The 16280-nt window shown below is 71.4% G+C and carries 16 protein-coding genes and 7 tRNA genes; 10 read left to right on the top strand and 13 right to left on the bottom strand.

The window, feature by feature from the left end; all coding sequences use genetic code 11:
- Window positions 1-68: 68 nt before the first annotated feature.
- The 5 genes from P3T34_RS32610 to P3T34_RS32590 all read right to left on the bottom strand — a co-directional run bounded on the left by P3T34_RS32610 (window position 69) and on the right by P3T34_RS32590 (window position 3995).
- Window positions 69-614, bottom strand: a complete 546-nt coding sequence (locus tag P3T34_RS32610) for a hypothetical protein (RefSeq protein ID WP_280669634.1) — start codon at window positions 612-614, stop codon at window positions 69-71.
- Window positions 615-662: 48 nt separating this feature from the next.
- Window positions 663-1820: a glycosyltransferase family 4 protein gene (locus P3T34_RS32605; RefSeq protein ID WP_280669633.1), complete on the bottom strand. Its 1158-nt coding sequence runs from the start codon at window positions 1818-1820 to the stop codon at window positions 663-665.
- A gap of 30 nt (window positions 1821-1850) precedes the next feature.
- The gene (locus P3T34_RS32600; protein WP_280669632.1) at window positions 1851-2795 is read right to left on the bottom strand and encodes a phosphatidylinositol mannoside acyltransferase; all 945 of its coding nucleotides are present in this window, start codon (window positions 2793-2795) and stop codon (window positions 1851-1853) included.
- Between the two features lie 12 nt (window positions 2796-2807).
- Window positions 2808-3458, bottom strand: a complete 651-nt coding sequence (pgsA, locus tag P3T34_RS32595; protein WP_280669631.1) for a phosphatidylinositol phosphate synthase — start codon at window positions 3456-3458, stop codon at window positions 2808-2810.
- A gap of 141 nt (window positions 3459-3599) precedes the next feature.
- On the bottom strand, window positions 3600-3995 hold the full coding sequence (locus tag P3T34_RS32590; RefSeq protein WP_280669630.1) for a DUF393 domain-containing protein: 396 nt from the start codon (window positions 3993-3995) through the stop codon (window positions 3600-3602).
- A 162-nt stretch (window positions 3996-4157) separates the two neighbouring features.
- On the opposite strand from P3T34_RS32590, the gene P3T34_RS32585 reads away from it, so the two are divergent.
- Window positions 4158-5807 (top strand): hypothetical protein, encoded by a 1650-nt coding sequence (locus P3T34_RS32585; protein WP_280669629.1) that lies wholly within the window; start codon window positions 4158-4160, stop codon window positions 5805-5807.
- 62 nt (window positions 5808-5869) lie between these two features.
- Here the strand turns inward: P3T34_RS32585 and P3T34_RS32580 are convergent, their stop codons facing one another.
- Both P3T34_RS32580 and thrS read right to left on the bottom strand, forming a co-directional pair.
- Window positions 5870-6433 carry an HIT domain-containing protein gene (locus P3T34_RS32580; RefSeq protein WP_280669628.1) on the bottom strand — a complete coding sequence of 188 codons (564 nt, stop codon included), beginning with the start codon at window positions 6431-6433 and terminating at the stop codon, window positions 5870-5872.
- Window positions 6434-6503: 70 nt separating this feature from the next.
- Entirely contained in the window at window positions 6504-8480 is a 1977-nt protein-coding gene (gene thrS / locus P3T34_RS32575) for a threonine--tRNA ligase (RefSeq protein WP_280669627.1), read from the bottom strand.
- A 221-nt stretch (window positions 8481-8701) separates the two neighbouring features.
- Here thrS and P3T34_RS32570 point away from each other — a divergent pair, with 221 nt between their 5' ends.
- Window positions 8702-9475 carry a 3'-5' exonuclease gene (locus tag P3T34_RS32570; protein WP_280669626.1) on the top strand — a complete coding sequence of 258 codons (774 nt, stop codon included), beginning with the start codon at window positions 8702-8704 and terminating at the stop codon, window positions 9473-9475.
- A 55-nt stretch (window positions 9476-9530) separates the two neighbouring features.
- On the opposite strand, the gene P3T34_RS32565 is transcribed toward P3T34_RS32570, so the two are convergent.
- Window positions 9531-9602: transfer RNA gene (locus tag P3T34_RS32565), tRNA-Val, on the bottom strand.
- A gap of 192 nt (window positions 9603-9794) precedes the next feature.
- Window positions 9795-9866 (bottom strand) — tRNA-Val (locus P3T34_RS32560).
- A gap of 286 nt (window positions 9867-10152) precedes the next feature.
- Here P3T34_RS32560 and P3T34_RS32555 point away from each other — a divergent pair.
- The 3 genes from P3T34_RS32555 (at window position 10153) to P3T34_RS32545 (ending at window position 11975) form a co-directional block, all read left to right on the top strand.
- Entirely contained in the window at window positions 10153-10566 is a 414-nt protein-coding gene (locus P3T34_RS32555) for an SsgA family sporulation/cell division regulator (RefSeq protein ID WP_030056266.1), read from the top strand.
- Window positions 10567-10862: 296 nt separating this feature from the next.
- Window positions 10863-11444, top strand: a complete 582-nt coding sequence (locus tag P3T34_RS32550; RefSeq protein WP_280669625.1) for a CGNR zinc finger domain-containing protein — start codon at window positions 10863-10865, stop codon at window positions 11442-11444.
- A 42-nt stretch (window positions 11445-11486) separates the two neighbouring features.
- The gene (locus P3T34_RS32545) at window positions 11487-11975 is read left to right on the top strand and encodes a DsbA family protein (RefSeq protein WP_280669624.1); all 489 of its coding nucleotides are present in this window, start codon (window positions 11487-11489) and stop codon (window positions 11973-11975) included.
- A gap of 31 nt (window positions 11976-12006) precedes the next feature.
- Here P3T34_RS32545 and P3T34_RS32540 read toward each other — a convergent pair whose 3' ends face one another.
- Genes P3T34_RS32540 through P3T34_RS32530 form a run of 3 tightly spaced genes read right to left on the bottom strand, consistent with a single transcriptional unit; the run spans window position 12007 to window position 14790 of the window.
- Entirely contained in the window at window positions 12007-12849 is an 843-nt protein-coding gene (locus P3T34_RS32540) for a GNAT family N-acetyltransferase (RefSeq protein ID WP_280669623.1), read from the bottom strand.
- Window positions 12850-12898: 49 nt separating this feature from the next.
- Window positions 12899-13714 carry an aminodeoxychorismate lyase gene (locus tag P3T34_RS32535; protein ID WP_280669622.1) on the bottom strand — a complete coding sequence of 272 codons (816 nt, stop codon included), beginning with the start codon at window positions 13712-13714 and terminating at the stop codon, window positions 12899-12901.
- 47 nt (window positions 13715-13761) lie between these two features.
- Window positions 13762-14790, bottom strand: a complete 1029-nt coding sequence (locus P3T34_RS32530) for a chorismate-binding protein (protein ID WP_280672525.1) — start codon at window positions 14788-14790, stop codon at window positions 13762-13764.
- Window positions 14791-15012: 222 nt separating this feature from the next.
- Here P3T34_RS32530 and P3T34_RS32525 point away from each other — a divergent pair.
- The 5 genes from P3T34_RS32525 (at window position 15013) to P3T34_RS32505 (ending at window position 15615) form a co-directional block, all read left to right on the top strand.
- Window positions 15013-15085, top strand: a tRNA-Gly gene (locus P3T34_RS32525).
- A gap of 56 nt (window positions 15086-15141) precedes the next feature.
- Window positions 15142-15215: transfer RNA gene (locus P3T34_RS32520), tRNA-Cys, on the top strand.
- A gap of 32 nt (window positions 15216-15247) precedes the next feature.
- Window positions 15248-15319: transfer RNA gene (locus P3T34_RS32515), tRNA-Val, on the top strand.
- A gap of 76 nt (window positions 15320-15395) precedes the next feature.
- Window positions 15396-15467, top strand: a tRNA-Val gene (locus tag P3T34_RS32510).
- Window positions 15468-15543: 76 nt separating this feature from the next.
- Window positions 15544-15615 (top strand) — tRNA-Val (locus P3T34_RS32505).
- A gap of 228 nt (window positions 15616-15843) precedes the next feature.
- On the opposite strand, the gene P3T34_RS32500 is transcribed toward P3T34_RS32505, so the two are convergent.
- On the bottom strand, window positions 15844-16056 hold the full coding sequence (locus tag P3T34_RS32500) for a hypothetical protein (RefSeq protein ID WP_280669621.1): 213 nt from the start codon (window positions 16054-16056) through the stop codon (window positions 15844-15846).
- Window positions 16057-16280: the final 224 nt, after the last annotated feature.

The following is a 16280-nucleotide window of genomic DNA, read 5'->3' as shown; positions in this document are numbered from 1 at the left end:
GTTCGAGGGCCGAATTTCTGCTCCACCAAGTCCAGGCCGCCGGATCGGATACGACAAACAGGCCGGAACTACGCAGGCGAACCCTGCGGATTCAGAGCGGCAGGCGGCTCGTCGTCCATTTCGAAAGCCAGCGGAAACGGTGCCTTCCCGGCCAGCCGGAAGTACCTGACCAGCCGGTGCAGCCGCACCGCGCGGGCCGCCCGGACGGCGTCGTTGTGGAACCGGCGGGCCATCGGCACCCGGCGCACCGCCGAGGTCAGATCGTGCAGGGCCTCCTCGCCGCCGGGCGCGGCGCGCAGCTCCTCGACCTGCTCGGGCGCCGCGAAAACCGCCCGCAGTGCCTGGCTGAGCTCGCTCTCCGCCACCTCACGCTGCTCCTCGTCGGCCTGCCGGGCCGCGTGCGAGGCCTCGTAGAGCAGGAGCGAGGCGGCCGGATCGAGCAGCGAGGAGGTCGCCAGCTCCTGCGCCACCGAGGCGCGGCGCAGCAGCTGGGCGTCCAGCCCGGCCCGGGCGGCGTCGATCCTGGCGTGCAGGCGGTCGAGCCGGCCGGCCGTCCAGCTCAGGTAGACGGCGAACAGCACGACGGCCACGGCGGCCCAGATCCAGGTAGTCACGGGGCGCTACGCTACCGCTCGGCCGACTGTGACAGAGATCACCCGGGATCAGCCCAGGCCGAGCCGCTCGCGCCAGCTGATCCGCTGCTCGTCCTCACGGACCCCGGCCGCGCCGTCCGCGACGGTCTCGTAGACCGCCAGGATGTCCGCGCCCACCGTCTTCCAGTCGAAGCGCTGGACGTGCCGCGAGGCGGCCGCCCGCAGCTGCCCGAGGCGCTGCGGGTCGTTCAGCAGCCGGATCGCCGCCTCGGCCAGCGCCCCGGCGTCCTCCACCGGAAAGAGCTCGCCGGCCCGCCCGCCGTCCAGCACCTGCGCGAACGCGTCCAGGTCGCTGGCCAGCACCGCGGCCGCCGCCGACATCGCCTCCACCAGGATGATCCCGAAGCTCTCGCCGCCGGTGTTGGGCGCCACATAGAGGTCGACGCTGCGCAGCAGCCGGGCCTTCTCCTCGTCGCTGACCATGCCGAGGAACTCGACCCGGGCGCGGACCTCGGGCGCCAGGCCCGCCACCGCCTCCGCCTCGTCGCCCTTGCCCGCCACCAGCAGCCGTACGTCCGGCCGGGCGGCCAGGATCGCGGGCAGCGCGGCGAGCAGCGTGGGCAGGCCCTTGCGCGGCTCGTTGATCCGGCCGATGAAGCCGATCGTCCCGCCGGTCCAGCGCGGATCGGGCGCGGCGTCGGCGAAGAACCCGACGTCCACGCCGTTCGGGATCACCACCGCGTCGCCGCCCAGGTGCTCCACCAGGGTGCGCCGGGCGTACTCGCTGACCGCGATCCGGGCGCGGATCTTCTCCAGGCCCGGCTGCAGGATCGGCGAGGCCGCGATCATCGCCCGCGAGCGCGGGTTGGAGGTGTGGAAGGTCGCCACCATCGGCCCGGTCGCCGACCACGCGGCCAGTATCGACAGGCTCGGCGAGGTGGGCTCGTGCACATGCAGGATGTCGAAGTGCCCGTCGTGCAGCCAGCGCCGCACCCGGGCCGCCGAGAGGATGCCGAAGCTGAGCCGCGCCACCGAGCCGTTGTACGGCACCGCCACCGCCCGGCCGGCCGAGACCACGTACGGCGGCAGCCCCGACTCGTCGTCGGCGGGCGCCAGCACCGAGACCTGGTGCCCCAGCTCGATCAGGTGCTCGGCGAGGTCGCGGATGTGGAACTGCACCCCGCCCGGGACGTCCCAGTCGTACGGGCAGACGATACCGATCTTCACGTGGATCCCCTCCGGATCGCCGAACCGCCCTCAGCCACGGGGAGTCGGCTCGGCCGACTTCAGCGGCGTCTCAGCGGCCGGGCGGGCGGACGGCAGGTCCGCGAGCCAGTAGCGCTGCAGCATGTGCCAGTCCTGCGGATGCCGGCGGATCCCCTCGGCCCAGATGTCCGCCAGGGCCTGCGTCATCGCCTGGGTGACCTGCTGGCGGTCCTCCCCCGGCGGGGGCTCCACCGGCGGGTGGATGGTGGCGCGCATGATCGGACCCTCGAACCAGAGGGTCACCGGCAGCAACGCCGCGCCGGTGCGCTGCGTCAGCGCCGCCGGACCGGCCGGCATCTTCGCGGCCTCACCGAAGAACGTCACCGGCACTCCCGCGTCCGACAGGTCGCGGTCGCCGACCAGGCAGACCAGCTTCCCCGCGCGCAGCCGGCGCGCCAGCGTGCCGGTCACCGAGACCCCGCCGCCGGTCAGCGCCAGCACCTCCATGCCCAGACCCTCGCGGTAGGCCACGAAGCGGTCGAAGAGCGTCTCGGGCTTGAGCCGCTCGGCGACCGTGGTGAACGGGAAGCCCAGGTGGCGCACCACCCACGCCCCCGCCAGGTCCCAGTTGCCCATGTGCGGCAGCGCCACCAGCGCGCCCCGCCCGGACTCCATCGCCGCCACCAGGTGCTCGATGCCGTCGACCTGGATCCGGTCGGCGATCTTGCGGTCGTTCCAGGTCGGCAGCCGGAAGGACTCCATCCAGTACCGCAGATAGGAGCGCATACCGGCCCGCGAGAGCTCGCGCAGCTGGGCCGGCGTGGCCTCGGGACGGACCCGGGCCAGGTTGGCCTGGAGCTGGCGCACCCCCTTGCCCTCCTTGCGCCAGACGGCGTCCGCGACCTGGTTGCCCAGTGCGCGCGCCACCGGCTCGGGCAGCAGCTTCACGGTGGCCCACCCCGCCGCGTACCCGCCGTCGACCAGTCTGTCCCGCATCGTCCCCACCCCTCAGCCCTCCGACGCCGTCGCCGCGGCGGCCTCGAAGGCCTCCCGGCGCACAGTCAGCATGCGCTGCAGCACCGTGACGACGCTACCCACCGCCACCAGCCACAGCGCCACCGGCAGCAGCCACTCCACGTACGGCACCCCGAAGGTGTGCAGCCCCGCGATGCCGGCCGCCACCAGGGTGATCACCAGCCGCTCGGCCCGCTCCACCAGCCCGGAGACGTCGCACGGCAGGCCCAGGCTCTCCGCCCGCGCCTTGGTGTACGAGACCACCTGGCCGCTCGCCAGGCAGAGCACCGCGATCGCGCACAGCAGGTCGTTGTTCCCCTGCCCCGCGTACCAGAGCGCGATGCCGCCGAAGACCGCCGAGTCGGCGACCCGGTCCAGCGTGGAGTCCAGGAAGGCCCCCCACTTGCTGGACCGCCCGGACTGCCGCGCCATGTTGCCGTCGACCAGGTCCGAGAAGATGAACAGGGTGATCGTGATGGTCCCCCAGAAGAACTCGCCCCGGGGGAAGAAGATCAGGGCGCCGGCCACCGAACCGGCCGTACCGACCAGCGTCACGGCGTCCGGGCTCACCCCCCAGCGCAGCAGCAGGGCGGCGAACGGGGTCAGGACACGTGTGAAGAAGGCACGCGCGTATTTGTTGAGCATGGCCTTCCGGACCGCTCCGATCTCACCGGATGTTCACCGGCGGCCGAGGACGGCGCCGGGCGGCCGAGCGGATCAGCCCACCCGGCTCACCCATGGTATCCAGCCGGATCACCCCGATTTGCCGCCCCACACCCTCACGGCCTACCCGCGCGGTGGCAGGGCGCAGGCCGGGGTCCCGCCGGGCAACCGGTGCCGGTTCTTCGCGATCAGCCGGTAGAGCGCCGCAGCGAGTGGACGCACCGGTCCCAGCGCCAGCAGCGCGCCCAGGTACGCCCACGCCCCGCCCGAGCGCATCAGCAGCCGGGCCGCCGCCTGCGCGCCGCCGTACACCGCCCCCGTCGGAGTGACCCAGAGCACCTCGTGCTCGGCCCGCTCCCGGGTGACCCCGAACTCGGCCAGCTCGGTGAACTGGTACGGCTGCGCCGTCCAGCCGCCGGAGGCGAGCGTCTGGCGCAGGTACTTCTCCGCCCACCGGACGCTGGAGGTGCAGAAAGCACAGTCGCCGTCGTAGACGAGCACAGGATCGTTGGTACTCATGACATCGATCCTGCCCCATCGGGATCGAAGCGCCCACATCCGGGGAAGCATGTCGTCACAGACCCGTGAGTCCTGGCTGGTGACAGTTCCTCAGACGATCGGCGCGAGGTGGCAGCGGCGCGATAACCTGCCGCTGACAAAAGGGGAGGAGGGGAGGCCGCCATGACCAAGCTCGACATGACCCCGGGTGCGCAGATACCCCGTACGGACGCCGGCCCACAGACGGCGGTCACCCAGGCTCTCTCGTCGCTCGCCTACCGCGACGGCGACCCGGACGTGTTCGCAGCGGCCGCCCAGCCTGAACTCACACTCAAGCACGGCAAGTTCAAGCTGTTCAGGCCCAACCTCGGCGAGGCCTTCAGCAAAGCCGTGATCGCCCGCACGCTGGCCGCCACGCGCAAGCCGATGGTGCCCTCCTTCGGCACCGACCCCCGCATGGTGGTCGAGCACTGCCTGGCCGCGGAGGAGGTACGGTCCGCCCGCGACCGGAAGTTGACCCTGGTGACGCTGCTCACCGGGCTGCTCTTCCTGCCCGGCACGCTGGTCTGGCTGGTCGCCTTCTGGTTCCGGATGACGCTGGGCAAGAGCAGCCCCGCCAGGGAGAAGACCTACGGCGGCGCGATCCTGCTGCTGCCGCTGGCGGTGGCCGTGCTCTTCGCCCTGCGGCCGCCGTTCACCGGCCTGCTCGCGATCTACGCCCGGGTCGTACTGCTGGTCCCGGCGGTCGGCTGGTACCTGGCGCGCCGGATCTGCCTGGCCACCACCAAGGACCTGCGGGCCCGTTGGGGCGGGCTGAACGACGGCAGCCTGGTGGCGGCCATACTGCCCACCGCCGTCCCCCGCGACGAGAAGGACGCGAAGGCGACGCTGCTGAAGAAGCAGCTCACCCTGCTCTCGATGGAGCAGGAGACCAACGTCCTGCACTACGCCGGGGCCAACGGGATACTCGGCCTCGGCAAGCGCTGGGGCTCCTGGGAGGTGGTCGAGGACCTGCACCCCGCCGAGGGGCACCAGGACTTCCGCACCTTCCACGCCTGGGACCTGGTCAAGAAGATCACCGACCGGCTGAACGGCCTGGGCCGCAGCGACGTCGGCAACGGCGGCATCCCGCACTCCTCCGTCCAGCAGTGGGTGATCCTGGAGGTCGGCGCCGGCGCGGCCGAGATCAGCCGTCCCGAGGGACCGGACATGGACGGCGAGCGGATGCGCGACCACGCCGTGGTCAACATCGCCAACCGCCAGGCCTTCGGCCAGGACGGCCCGCGGCACTACCTCGGCACCCAGTTCGTGCTCAACAAGGGCAAGTTGATCGTCAGCCTGCTGGTCACCGTGACGGTGCTCAGCAACACCCTGCGGGTCTCGGTGAGCGGCCACACGCTGGGACCGGTGCAGGGCACCTTCGGTGACAAGCCCAAGCCCAAGGAGATCACCCGGCCCAAGTCGGGCAGGTTCTGGCTGACGGAGACCGTCCAGCTGCCGCTGATCGACAACGACGAGGTGGTCCGCCAGGCGGTCCGGGCGCCGTTCATGAAGGCTCCCGCCCTGCTCAACTGGCTCGGCGGCACCCTTCCGCTGCCCGAGCCCTTCGGCCTGCGCAGCGCGTGGGCGACGGCGCCCTGGAGCAGCCGCTTCATGACGGACGACTCGCTGCGGATCGCCACCCCCGTGGTGAGTTCGGTGCTCGCGGCCACCGTGGAGTTCCTCCAGGACCACGACGTCAACACCGACCGGTTCACCAACCGCTCGCTGATCCTGAAGTCCGAGCTGCAGGGCGTCCGGCCGTTCAAGGCCGACGTCTACGACGCGGGCTGACGTACCCGAACGCGACAGGGCCCCGCCGGTGATCCGGCGGGGCCCTGCTCGTCCGCCGGGCGTCAGCCCTGCTGCGGCCAGGCTTCGGCGAGCATCTTGCGGGTGTCCGCCAGCAGCTGCGGCAGCACCTTGGTGTGGCCGACCACCGGCATGAAGTTGGTGTCCCCGCCCCAGCGCGGCACCACATGCTGGTGCAGGTGCGCGGCGATGCCGGCGCCGGCGGCCTCGCCCTGGTTCATCCCGATGTTGAAGCCGTGCGCCCCGGAGGCCGCGCGCAGCGCCGTCATCGCCTGCTTGGTGAGGGTCGCGAGCTCGACCGTCTCCAGCTCGGTGAGCTCGGTGTAGTCGGCCACGTGCCGGTACGGGACCAGCATCAGGTGGCCGCCGTTGTACGGGTAGAGGTTGAGCACCGCGAAGACGTGCTCCCCCCGCCGGATCACCAGCCCGTCCTCGTCGCTCAGCGACGGGATCGAGCAGAACGGGCAACCGTCCCCGGGGGCAGGCCCGGTGGGCTTGTTCTCCCCCTGGATATAGGCCATCCGATGGGGCGTCCACAGGCGCCTGAAGCCGTCCGGCTCCCCCACGCCCTGCTGCAGTTCCGGCTCACTCGTCATGGAGATCAGCATATTCGGCGCCGGCCCCCGGGAAACCAGCACGGGGCAGACTCATCGAGCCTGCCCCGTGTCAGCTGCTCACTCAGACCTGGATCCGGCGCTCCACGGCGTCGACGATCTCGGCGATCGCCTCCGCGACGGGGATGCCGTTCTTCTGCTCGCCGTTGCGGTAGCGGAACGACACCGCGCCCGCCTCGACGTCGTCGTTGCCGGCGATCAGCATGAACGGAACCTTGCTCTTCTGAGCGTTGCGGATCTTCTTCTGCATCCGCTCGTCCGAGGCGTCCACCTCGACCCGGATCCCGCGCTTCTTCAGCTCGGCCGCCACCTCCTGGAGGTACGGCACGTGCTCGTCGGTGATCGGGATGCCGACCACCGTCACCGGGGCCAGCCACGGCGGCATCGCGCCCGCGTAGTGCTCGAGCAGCACCGCGAAGAAGCGCTCGATCGAGCCGAACAGCGCACGGTGGATCATCACCGGGCGCTGGCGGTTGCCGTCCGCGCCCTGGAACTCCAGCTCGAAGCGCTGCGGCAGCTGGAAGTCGACCTGGATGGTCGACATCTGCCAGGTGCGCCCGATCGCGTCGCGCGCCTGCACCGAGATCTTCGGACCGTAGAAGGCGGCACCCTCCGGGTCCATGGTGAGCGCCAGGCCCTGCTTCTCGGCCGCGTCGGCCAGCGCCTGGGTGGCCTCGGCCCAGTCCTCGTCCGAGCCGACCGACTTCTTCGGGTCCCGGGTGGAGAGTTCGAGGTAGAAGTCGTTCAGGCCGTAGTCGCGCAGCAGGTCGAGGACGAAGGTGAGCAGCGAGTCCAGCTCGCCGGCCATCTGCTCCTTGGTGCAGTAGATGTGCGCGTCGTCCTGGGTGAAGCCGCGGGCGCGGGTCAGGCCGTGCACCACGCCGGACTTCTCATAGCGGTAGACCGTGCCGAACTCGAAGAGCCGCAGCGGGAGTTCGCGGTAGGAGCGACCCCGGGAGCGGAAGATCAGGTTGTGCATCGGGCAGTTCATCGGCTTGAGGTAGTAGTCGTTCTCGCCGTCGAGCTGCATGGGCGGGTACATCCCGTCGGCGTACCAGTCCAGGTGACCGGAGAGCTCGAACAGGGTGCCCTTGGTGGCGTGCGGGGTGTAGACGAACTCGTAGCCCGACTCCTCGTGCCGCTTGCGCGAGTAGTCCTCCATGGCCCGGCGCATCACGCCGCCCTTGGGGTGGAAGACCGCGAGGCCCGAGCCGATCTCCTCCGGGATGGAGAAGAGGTCCAGCTCGTTGCCGAGCTTGCGGTGGTCGCGCTTGGCGGCCTCGGCGAGGAAGTCCAGGTGCGCCTTGAGCTCGTCCTTGGTCGGCCAGGCGGTCCCGTACAGGCGCTGGAGCTGCGGGTTCTGCTCGCTGCCCCGCCAGTACGCGGCGGCCGAGCGCATGATCTTGAAGGCCGGGATCATCCGGGTGCTCGGCAGGTGCGGGCCGCGGCAGAGGTCGCCCCAGCACAGCTCGCCGGTCTTCGGGTCCAGGTTGTCGTAGATGGTCAGCTCGGCGCCGCCCACCTCGACGTTGGCGCCGTCCTCCGAGGAGGCCGAGCCCTTGAGCCCGATCAGCTCCAGCTTGTACGGCTCGCCGGCCAGCTCGACCCGCGCGGCCTCGTCGGTGACCACCCGGCGGGCGAACTTCTGCCCGCGCTTGATGATCTCCTGCATCTTCTTCTCGACGGCCTTGAGGTCGTCGGGGTGGAACGGCTTCTCGACGTCGAAGTCGTAGTAGAAGCCGTCCTTGATCGGCGGGCCGATGCCGAGCTTGGCCTCGGGGAAGAGCTCCTGGACGGCCTGCGCCATCACGTGCGCGGTGGAGTGCCGCAGGATGTTCAGGCCGTCGGGGCTGCCGAGCTCGACGGGCTCGACCTCGTCGCCGTCCTGCAGCTGGTGGGCCAGGTCCTTGAGGACGCCGCCCACCCGGGCGGCGATGATCGCGCGGTCGTCGGCGAAGAGGTCGGCGGCCGTGGTGCCCGTAGTCACCACGCGCTCTTCCCGATCGGGTTCGCGGCTGATGGTTACCCGGACGTCGGTCACCGGTCTCTCCTGAAAGTCGGGCGCACAGCACTGTGCTGTGACGTGACGATGGTACCGAGCCCGCCGAGTCAACCGCGCACCTATATCCGCCCACTGCCCTGGCCAGGTGGTTGAAGGGGTACCTACCCGGGGTATCACCTGCTCAGAACGGCACCATGAGCCGGTGCACCGCCAGTCCTCGGCGGTGCACCAGGCGGGGCCGGGGGACCTGAGGGGTGGTCATGGAGCAACACCACTACTGGCACGAGGGCCCACTCGCCTCCTTCGACACCGAGACCACCGGCGTGGACGTGGAGAGCGACCGCGTGGTCTCCGCCGCACTGGTCGTCCAGCACGCACCGGACGCCGCCGCCGGGCGGCGGACCTGGCTGGCCGACCCCGGCATAGCGATACCGGACGGCGCCCGCGCCGTGCACGGCATCACCGACGAACACGTCCGCGCCTTCGGCCGGCCGCCGCACACCGTGCTCGCCGAGATCGCCACCGCCCTCGCCGAACAGGCCCGGGCCGGCGTGCCGGTGGTGGTGATGAACGCGCCCTACGACCTGACCCTGCTGGACCGCGAACTGCGCCGGCACCGGGGCAGTTCGCTGGAGCAGTACCTGGACGGCACCGATCTGCTGGTGTTCGACCCGCGGGTGCTGGACAAGCACGTGGACCGCTACCGCAAGGGCCGGCGCACCCTGACCGACCTCTGCGCGCACTACGGCGTCGTCCTGGAGGGCGCCCATGACGCGACGGCCGACGCCACCGCCTCGCTGAACCTGGTCCGCGCCATCGGCGCCCGCCACCACTCGGCGCTCGGCGCCTTCTCCCCCACCGAACTGCATCTGCGTCAGCGGGTGTGGCACGCCGCGCAGGCCCGCGGCCTGCAGGACTGGTTCGACCGGTCCGGCACCCAGGAGCGGGTGGACCGCTCCTGGCCGCTGCGCCCGGCCCGCTGCGCATGCGGCCGGCCCCTGACGACCGGCCACAGCTGCGAGGCCGCGGCCTGACAACGCATCAGGGCCGCTGATCGGAAACCCGATCAGCGGCCCTGATGTTGTCCGGTGGGCGATACTGGGATCGAACCAGTGACCCCTTCGGTGTGAACGAAGTGCTCTCCCGCTGAGCTAATCGCCCGGGCAACGAGATGAACATTAGCACCGCCTGGGGGGTGCCAGGCAAACCGGTTGGCCGGCACCCGCCCGACGGCCCGCCAGCTCGACCCCGGCAAAGGGACCTTGACGCCCACTCAGTTCACCGGAACGCCGAAAAGGCGCAGGACCCCGGTGAATTATCAACCGAGGTCCTACGCCTTACTCTGCAATCCGGTGGGCGATACTGGGATCGAACCAGTGACCCCTTCGGTGTGAACGAAGTGCTCTCCCGCTGAGCTAATCGCCCGGGTGCAGGGAAAACATTACCGCATCCCGGAGGGTGCTCCGCCCACCCCTCCCGCGCTGGCCACCGCGCCGGCCCCGACCAGCCCGGCAGTCCGCATTCGTCACTTTCGGTAACCGCCCGATATCCCGTTCGGGCCGCCTTCCGGCACATTGCGCAATGCGCCGGAAGGGTTACCGGCAGGCCCCGAATCCGGGCAGAGGGGTTTACATCGGCGCCAGTGGTGGGATGGTCCGTTCGCCGACGTGCGATTCCCCGAGCGCACACTGAGCGAAAGGCCATGGCGCTTATGAACACCACGGTCAGCTGCGAGCTGCACCTGCGCCTCATCGTGTCCAGCGAGTCGTCACTGCCCGTCCCCGCGGGCCTGCGCTACGACACTGCCGACCCCTATGCCGTGCACGCCACGTTCCACACCGGTGCCGACGAGACCGTGGAGTGGGTGTTCGCCCGCGACCTCCTCGCGGAGGGGCTGCACCGACCCACCGGTACCGGCGACGTCCGCGTCTGGCCGTCGCGTAGCCACGGACAGGGTGTCGTCTGCATCGCGCTGAGCTCTCCGGAAGGAGAAGCCCTGCTGGAAGCCCCGGCCCGGGCGCTTGAGTCGTTCCTCAAGCGCACCGACGCCGCTGTGCCCCCCGGCACCGAACATCGTCACTTCGACCTGGACCGGGAGCTGTCGCACATCCTTGCCGAGAGCTGAAGCCCCGGGGGTGCACCCCCGGTGGCCCGGTCGAATTTCCTGATGGCTGTCCTACTCGGGGGCACGGCCACAGGCTCAGCCGCGCGCAGCGCGGCCTCGGGGCCGGTAGTACACGGCGTTCGAGTCCAGAATGCCGAAGGCACCTGGTGCCATGCCCGCCCGCTCCGCCACCTCGGCGGACGGGCCCGCGTGGCTCCGGGTGCCTTCGGCATTCCCCGCGCCCGGCCCGGTAGAGTTCGCCGGTGATGACCGACGCGGACGGGCCACCGTCCCCGGCGCACGCGAGGAGCTCCCACGTGCTGATCACCCATGACACCGAGTGCGCCCTGAGCATCCTGGTCGAACTGCTCAACACCTCCCCCGAGGCCGGCGGGTACGAGCAGCTCCCGGACGTCGCCGCGCTCGACGCGCTGGTGGTGCGGCGCGAGCTGGACGAGATCGACTCGGTGACCGCGACCGACCTGGCGGCCGTCCACGCGCTGCGCGACCAGCTGCGGGCGGCCTTCACGGCACCGTCCACCGCCGAGGCCGCCGAGCTGGTGAACGCCCTGGTGGCCGCCGTCAACGCGACGCCGCGGCTGACCGACCACGACGGCCACGGCTGGCACATGCACTACTTCGCCCCGCACGCGACGCTGGCCGACCATCTGGCGGCCGAGCTCGGGATGGCCCTGGGGCTGATCCTGATGGCCGGCGAGCGGGAGCGGTTGCGCCGCTGCGAGGCCCCGGACTGCGCGCGCGTCTTCGTCGACCTCTCGCGCAACCGCTCCCGGCGCTACTGCGACAGCCGGACCTGCGGGAACCGGATGCACGTGGCCGCCTACCGGGCCCGCCAGCGCTCGGCGGCCGACGAGGCACTGCCGGTGAGCGTGAGCTGACCGTCGGCATCGGGCCCGCCACCGGGGTGGAAGACTGGCCGTATGACCGATGCCTCTCTTCCCCGACTGGAGCTCTGGTGCGAGCTGCAGTGTCCGGACTGCCGCACCTCCCTCGACGACGTCCGCGCTCTGCGTGAGCGCTACGGCGACGATCTGACGATCGAGTTCCGGCACTTCCCGCTGGAGCGGCACAAGCACGCCTACGCGGCCGCCGAGGCGGCCGAGGAGGCCTTCGCCCAGGGCAAGGGCTGGCCCTTCGTGGAGGCGGTGCTGGCCCGTACCGAGGAGCTGGCGCAGCGCGGCCAGGAGCTGCTGATCGAGGTGGCCGGCGAGCTCGGCCTGGACACCGAGGAGGTCGAGCTCGCGCTGGTGGACGGCCGGCACACGCTGATCGTGGACGCCGACCAGGCCGAGGGCAAGGCGATCGGCGTGAGCGGCACCCCGACGTATGTGGTGGCCGGGCAGCGACTGGACGGCGGGCAGAGCCAGCAGGGGCTGCGCGAGCGGATCGTGGCGCTGCTGGAGGCGTGAGGGCCTTCCGTCTCAGCTGGGGGGTTTGGCCTCAGATGAGGGGTTTGGCGAGGACCCGGCAGCTGACCCGGTAGCCGAGCGACTCGTACAGGTTGATGGCGACGCGGTTCGCCGAGAAGACGTTGAGACCCAGGTGCCGGACCCCGGCGGCCAGGCATTCCCGTTCGGCCGCGAGCATCAGCTCGCGGCCGTAGCCGTGTCCGCGCTCGGCGGCCTCGACGTCGACGGTCATCACCCAGGCCAGCGGTAGGCCGTCCGGCCGTGAGCCGCTCTGCAGGTCGACCCAGAGGCTGCCCACCGGCCGTCCGTCGCACAGCAGTTGGCGCAGTGCCACGCCGGCTGTGGCCGGGCCGTCGGGGAGCAGATGGGTGTGATCGGCCGCGCATCTGTCCAGCGCCTGACGGGCGGTCAGGCCCGAGCCGATCAGGTGCTCCTGGTAGGTCGCCTGACTGTGTGCCAGCCACTGCGGGAACTCGCGATCGCCGAGCCGACGGATCGTCAATCCCGCTGCGAGGGCGGGTGGATGACCGATCGCCTTGAGGAGCTTGCGGTTGGTCTCGGTGTAGCCGAGCGAGTGGGCCAGGGCGAGCGCCGCGGGGGCCTCGGCCGGCACGGTCAGCTCCACGCGATGGCAGCCCCAGCCGCGCAGCACCTCCTCCGCGGCCAGCACCGCCACGGTGCCCCGCCCGCGGCGGCGCCCCGCGGCGGCGATCTCCAGCTCCGCTATCTGCCCGGACCAGCCGGCGCCCAGTGGGCGGGCGACGGTCGACACCGCGCCCACCGGACGGCCGTTGGCGCAGACCTGCCAGCGGCGCTCACGGCCGCCGTCCGGGAGGGCTCGCTCGGGAGCGGCTGGGCGCAGCGTGGTGGTCATGGCTGCTCTCTTCCCCGGCCGGGTGTGCGGCTAACTGGTGTGCGGCTGACTACGGGTCCAGGTCGTCGGCGGCGCGGGCGGCGAAGTGGGCCATCGCCTTGGCGGTGACCGGGCCGGGGGCGGGGAGTTCGCGGTCGTCGATCCGGTGGACGGCCTGGACGTCGCGCAGCGTGGAGGTGAGGAAGACCTCGTCGGCCTCGCGCAGCACCGCGTACGGCAGCTCGGCCTCCTCGGCGCCGCACCACTGGGCGACCAGCTCGCGGGTGATGCCGGCCAGGCAGCCGGAGGCCAGCGGCGGGGTGAGCAGCCGCCCGTCCAGGACCACGAAGACGTTGGAGCCGGTGCCCTCGCAGAGCTGCCCGGCGCTGTTGGCGAACAGCGTCTCGGTGGCCCCCTGGCGACGCGCGTGGGCGAGCGCGACCACGTTCTCGGCGTAGGAGGTGGTCTTCAGGCCGGCCACCGCGCTGTGCTCGTTGCGGGTCCAGGGGGCGGTGGCGACGGCGGTGCTGTCGGGGCGCTCGGCGGCGCTGCCGAGCGCGATCACCAGGGTGGGCGGGGCGTCGCCGCGCTCCGAGCCGAGCGGGGCGAGGCCGCCGGTGTAGGTGATCCGCAACCGGCCCAGCGGCATCGGGTTGGCGGCGAGCACCGCGGCGACGCCCGCGCGGACCTGGTCGAGGTCGGGGGCCGGCAGGCCGAGGCCGGTGGCCGAGCGGACCAGCCGGTCGAGGTGGCGGGTGAGCGCGAACGGCCGGCCGGCCACGCTCTTGACGGTCTCGAAGACACCGTCCCCGACGGTGAGACCGTGGTCGAGGACGGAGATCTCGGCGCGTGCCTCGTCGACCAGCGATCCGTTCAGCCAGATCATCGGGGTTCTCCTCCAACGGGTGCGGGGCGGCTGCGGAGTGGAAGGCCCTACTCCGGGTGCTCGCCCGACGCTATCGCGACCAGCCGGGCGGCCTTGAGCTCGGTCTCGGCCCACTCGTGGTCGGGGTCGGAGCCCCAGGTGATGCCGGCTCCGGTGCCGAAGTGCAGCACCGGCGCCGCGCCGGCGCTCCGCTCGATCCAGAACGTCCGGATGCCGACGGCGAGTTCGGCCTCCTGGCGGTCGGCGTCGACCCAGCCGACGGCGCCGGTGTACGGGCCGCGCGGGGCGGTCTCCAGCGCGTCGATGACGTGCAGCGCGCTGGACTTCGGGGCGCCGGTGACCGATCCGGGCGGGAAGGTGGCGTCCAGCAGCTCGGGCCAGCCGGCGTCCTCGCGCAGCGTGCCCTGGACCAGCGAGACGAGGTGGACCAGGCCGGGGTGCTTCTCGACCACGCAGAGGTCGGGGACGGTGATGCTGCCGGTGGCGCAGGCACGGCCGAGGTCGTTGCGGACCAGGTCGACGATCATCACGTTCTCGGCGTAGTCCTTCTCCAGCAGGTCGGCCTCGGTGCGGCCGGTGCCCTTGATCGGGCCGGAGGAGACGGTGCGGCCGGCGCGGCGCAGGAAGAGCTCGGGTGAGGCGGTGGCGATCTCGATGCCGTGCTCCGGCAGGCGCAGGGTGCCGGCATAGGGGGCCGGGTTGCCGTGCGCGAGGAGGGCGGTGAGGGCGTCGATGTCGCTGCGGGCCGGGTCGGGGTCGGGCAGCGGCGCGGTCATCACCCGGCAGAGGTTGGCCTGGTAGACCTCGCCGGCGGCGATCCGCTCGCGGATCCGGCGGACGCCCGCGGTGTAGCCGGCGCGGTCCAGCGAGCTGCGCCAGCTGCCCGGGTCGGGGCCGAACCAGCCGCCGGCGGCGCGGGCGGGGGCCGGGTCGGGGCGGACGTCGGCGAACCGGGCGCAGGTGAGGCGGCCCTCGAAGTCGTAGGCGACCGCCCACCAGCCGCCGCTCTCCAGGGCGGCGGGGTCGGAGGTCACCTCGCGCAGGTCCGTCGCCAGCCGGCCGCCGAAGCGGGCCATCGGCTGGTCTGGGGCGGGGGCTGGGCTGGGGCCGGACACGGTTCTCCTGCTGAGTGGGGGGCAGCGGCGCTTCGAAGTCTAGGGATCGTTCCGGCCGTTTCGAGGGGGTGCCGGGGCGGAGCTGCGGATACGGAATTTGAGCTGGCCAGGGTTTCCGCTAAAGTTCAACACGTCGCCGGGAAACGGAGCCGCTGGAAAGCGGGGAAGAGGACCGGAAGACAGGCGGACGTGGCTCAGTTGGTAGAGCATCACCTTGCCAAGGTGAGGGTCGCGAGTTCGAATCTCGTCGTCCGCTCGGTGTCGGTGAAGGACAGCATGATCGTTCTTCCTGGTATGTTTCACATGTTGCCTGGTGGAGTGGCCGAGAGGCGAGGCAACGGCCTGCAAAGCCGTGTACACGGGTTCAAATCCCGTCTCCACCTCCAAGAGGTCCCCCGGTTCGTCCGGGGGTCTTCCCGCGCGATTAGCTCAGCGGGAGAGCACTACCTTGACACGGTAGGGGTCACTGGTTCGATCCCAGTATCGCGCACACAGGTCCCTCGGGTCCTTCGGCGGCACCTCGCGGTGCTTCCACCAGCCAGACCGGCAGTCCTGCTGCCGGACAGGCGCGATTAGCTCAGCGGGAGAGCACTACCTTGACACGGTAGGGGTCACTGGTTCGATCCCAGTATCGCGCACACAGGTCCCTCGGGTCCTTCGGCGGCACTTCACGGTGCTGCCACCAGCCAGACCGGCAGTCCTGCTGCCGGACAGGCGCGATTAGCTCAGCGGGAGAGCACTACCTTGACACGGTAGGGGTCACTGGTTCGATCCCAGTATCGCGCACCGCAGTTGACGCAGTGGAGCCGCAGTCCGATCACGGACTGCGGCTCCACTGCGTTGTGCGTCCCCGAGCGCGCGGACGGTGTGGAGTGCCGTGTGCGGGCGCCCTCACCGGCGTTCCGCACACGGCACTCGTGGTGGCCGGGGCACGCACCCGCTACTCGCCCGTCCCTGGGTGTCCCCGCGGGGTGCGCGTGCTCCGGCCGGCGTCCGACCCCTTGTCCCGAGGGGTCAGCGCCCGATCAGGTTGGCCACCGCCTGGGTCTGGGTGACCATCTGGTCCCAGCCGCCGAAGAGCAGCAGCAGGGCGATCGCACAGGGCAGCGCCATGGCCACGGCGACCACCGGATGGCGCCGGTCAGCCACCGGGCGCCGCGACCGGCCCAGCCGGGTCGCGAGCAGCCGCCTGCGCTGCTGCGAGCTCGCGGAGATCTCCGTTGCCATGGTCCTGCCCCTCCTGGCGCCGCTCCCCCGTTGGTCGCGGTGGACGGATGGTCTCGGGGGACGAGTGCCCCGTCCACCGCTGCCTCCAACCGTAGGCGTCGCGCCACTCTCCGACATCATGCGCGCGTATAGTCCCAAGGCTGTCCGGGAGGATGACTCGACCCCCGGTCGACTACTACCGCAGGGGGAGTTGAGGGTCCTGCGATCCCCGAGGGAACCCTGAG

Source organism: Kitasatospora sp. MAP12-44 (assembly GCF_029892095.1).
Lineage (GTDB): Bacteria > Actinomycetota > Actinomycetes > Streptomycetales > Streptomycetaceae > Kitasatospora.
This window is presented reverse-complemented; position numbering and strand designations above follow the sequence as displayed.

What these genes read in the sequence shown, in the direction of transcription:
- P3T34_RS32580 (WP_280669628.1), bottom strand. Translation starts at nt 6,433, where the DNA reads ATGCTGATCTCCATGACGAGTGAGCCGGAACTGCAGCAGGGCGTGGGG.
- P3T34_RS32545 (WP_280669624.1), top strand. Translation starts at nt 11,487, where the DNA reads ATGACCGATGCCTCTCTTCCCCGACTGGAGCTCTGGTGCGAGCTGCAG.
- P3T34_RS32555 (WP_030056266.1), top strand. Translation starts at nt 10,153, where the DNA reads ATGAACACCACGGTCAGCTGCGAGCTGCACCTGCGCCTCATCGTGTCC.
- P3T34_RS32585 (WP_280669629.1), top strand. Translation starts at nt 4,158, where the DNA reads ATGACCAAGCTCGACATGACCCCGGGTGCGCAGATACCCCGTACGGAC.
- P3T34_RS32600 (WP_280669632.1), bottom strand. Translation starts at nt 2,795, where the DNA reads ATGCGGGACAGACTGGTCGACGGCGGGTACGCGGCGGGGTGGGCCACC.
- pgsA (WP_280669631.1), bottom strand. Translation starts at nt 3,458, where the DNA reads ATGCTCAACAAATACGCGCGTGCCTTCTTCACACGTGTCCTGACCCCG.
- P3T34_RS32570 (WP_280669626.1), top strand. Translation starts at nt 8,702, where the DNA reads ATGGAGCAACACCACTACTGGCACGAGGGCCCACTCGCCTCCTTCGAC.
- P3T34_RS32535 (WP_280669622.1), bottom strand. Translation starts at nt 13,714, where the DNA reads ATGATCTGGCTGAACGGATCGCTGGTCGACGAGGCACGCGCCGAGATC.
- P3T34_RS32530 (WP_280672525.1), bottom strand. Translation starts at nt 14,790, where the DNA reads ATGGCCCGCTTCGGCGGCCGGCTGGCGACGGACCTGCGCGAGGTGACC.
- P3T34_RS32540 (WP_280669623.1), bottom strand. Translation starts at nt 12,849, where the DNA reads ATGACCACCACGCTGCGCCCAGCCGCTCCCGAGCGAGCCCTCCCGGAC.
- P3T34_RS32590 (WP_280669630.1), bottom strand. Translation starts at nt 3,995, where the DNA reads ATGAGTACCAACGATCCTGTGCTCGTCTACGACGGCGACTGTGCTTTC.
- P3T34_RS32500 (WP_280669621.1), bottom strand. Translation starts at nt 16,056, where the DNA reads ATGGCAACGGAGATCTCCGCGAGCTCGCAGCAGCGCAGGCGGCTGCTC.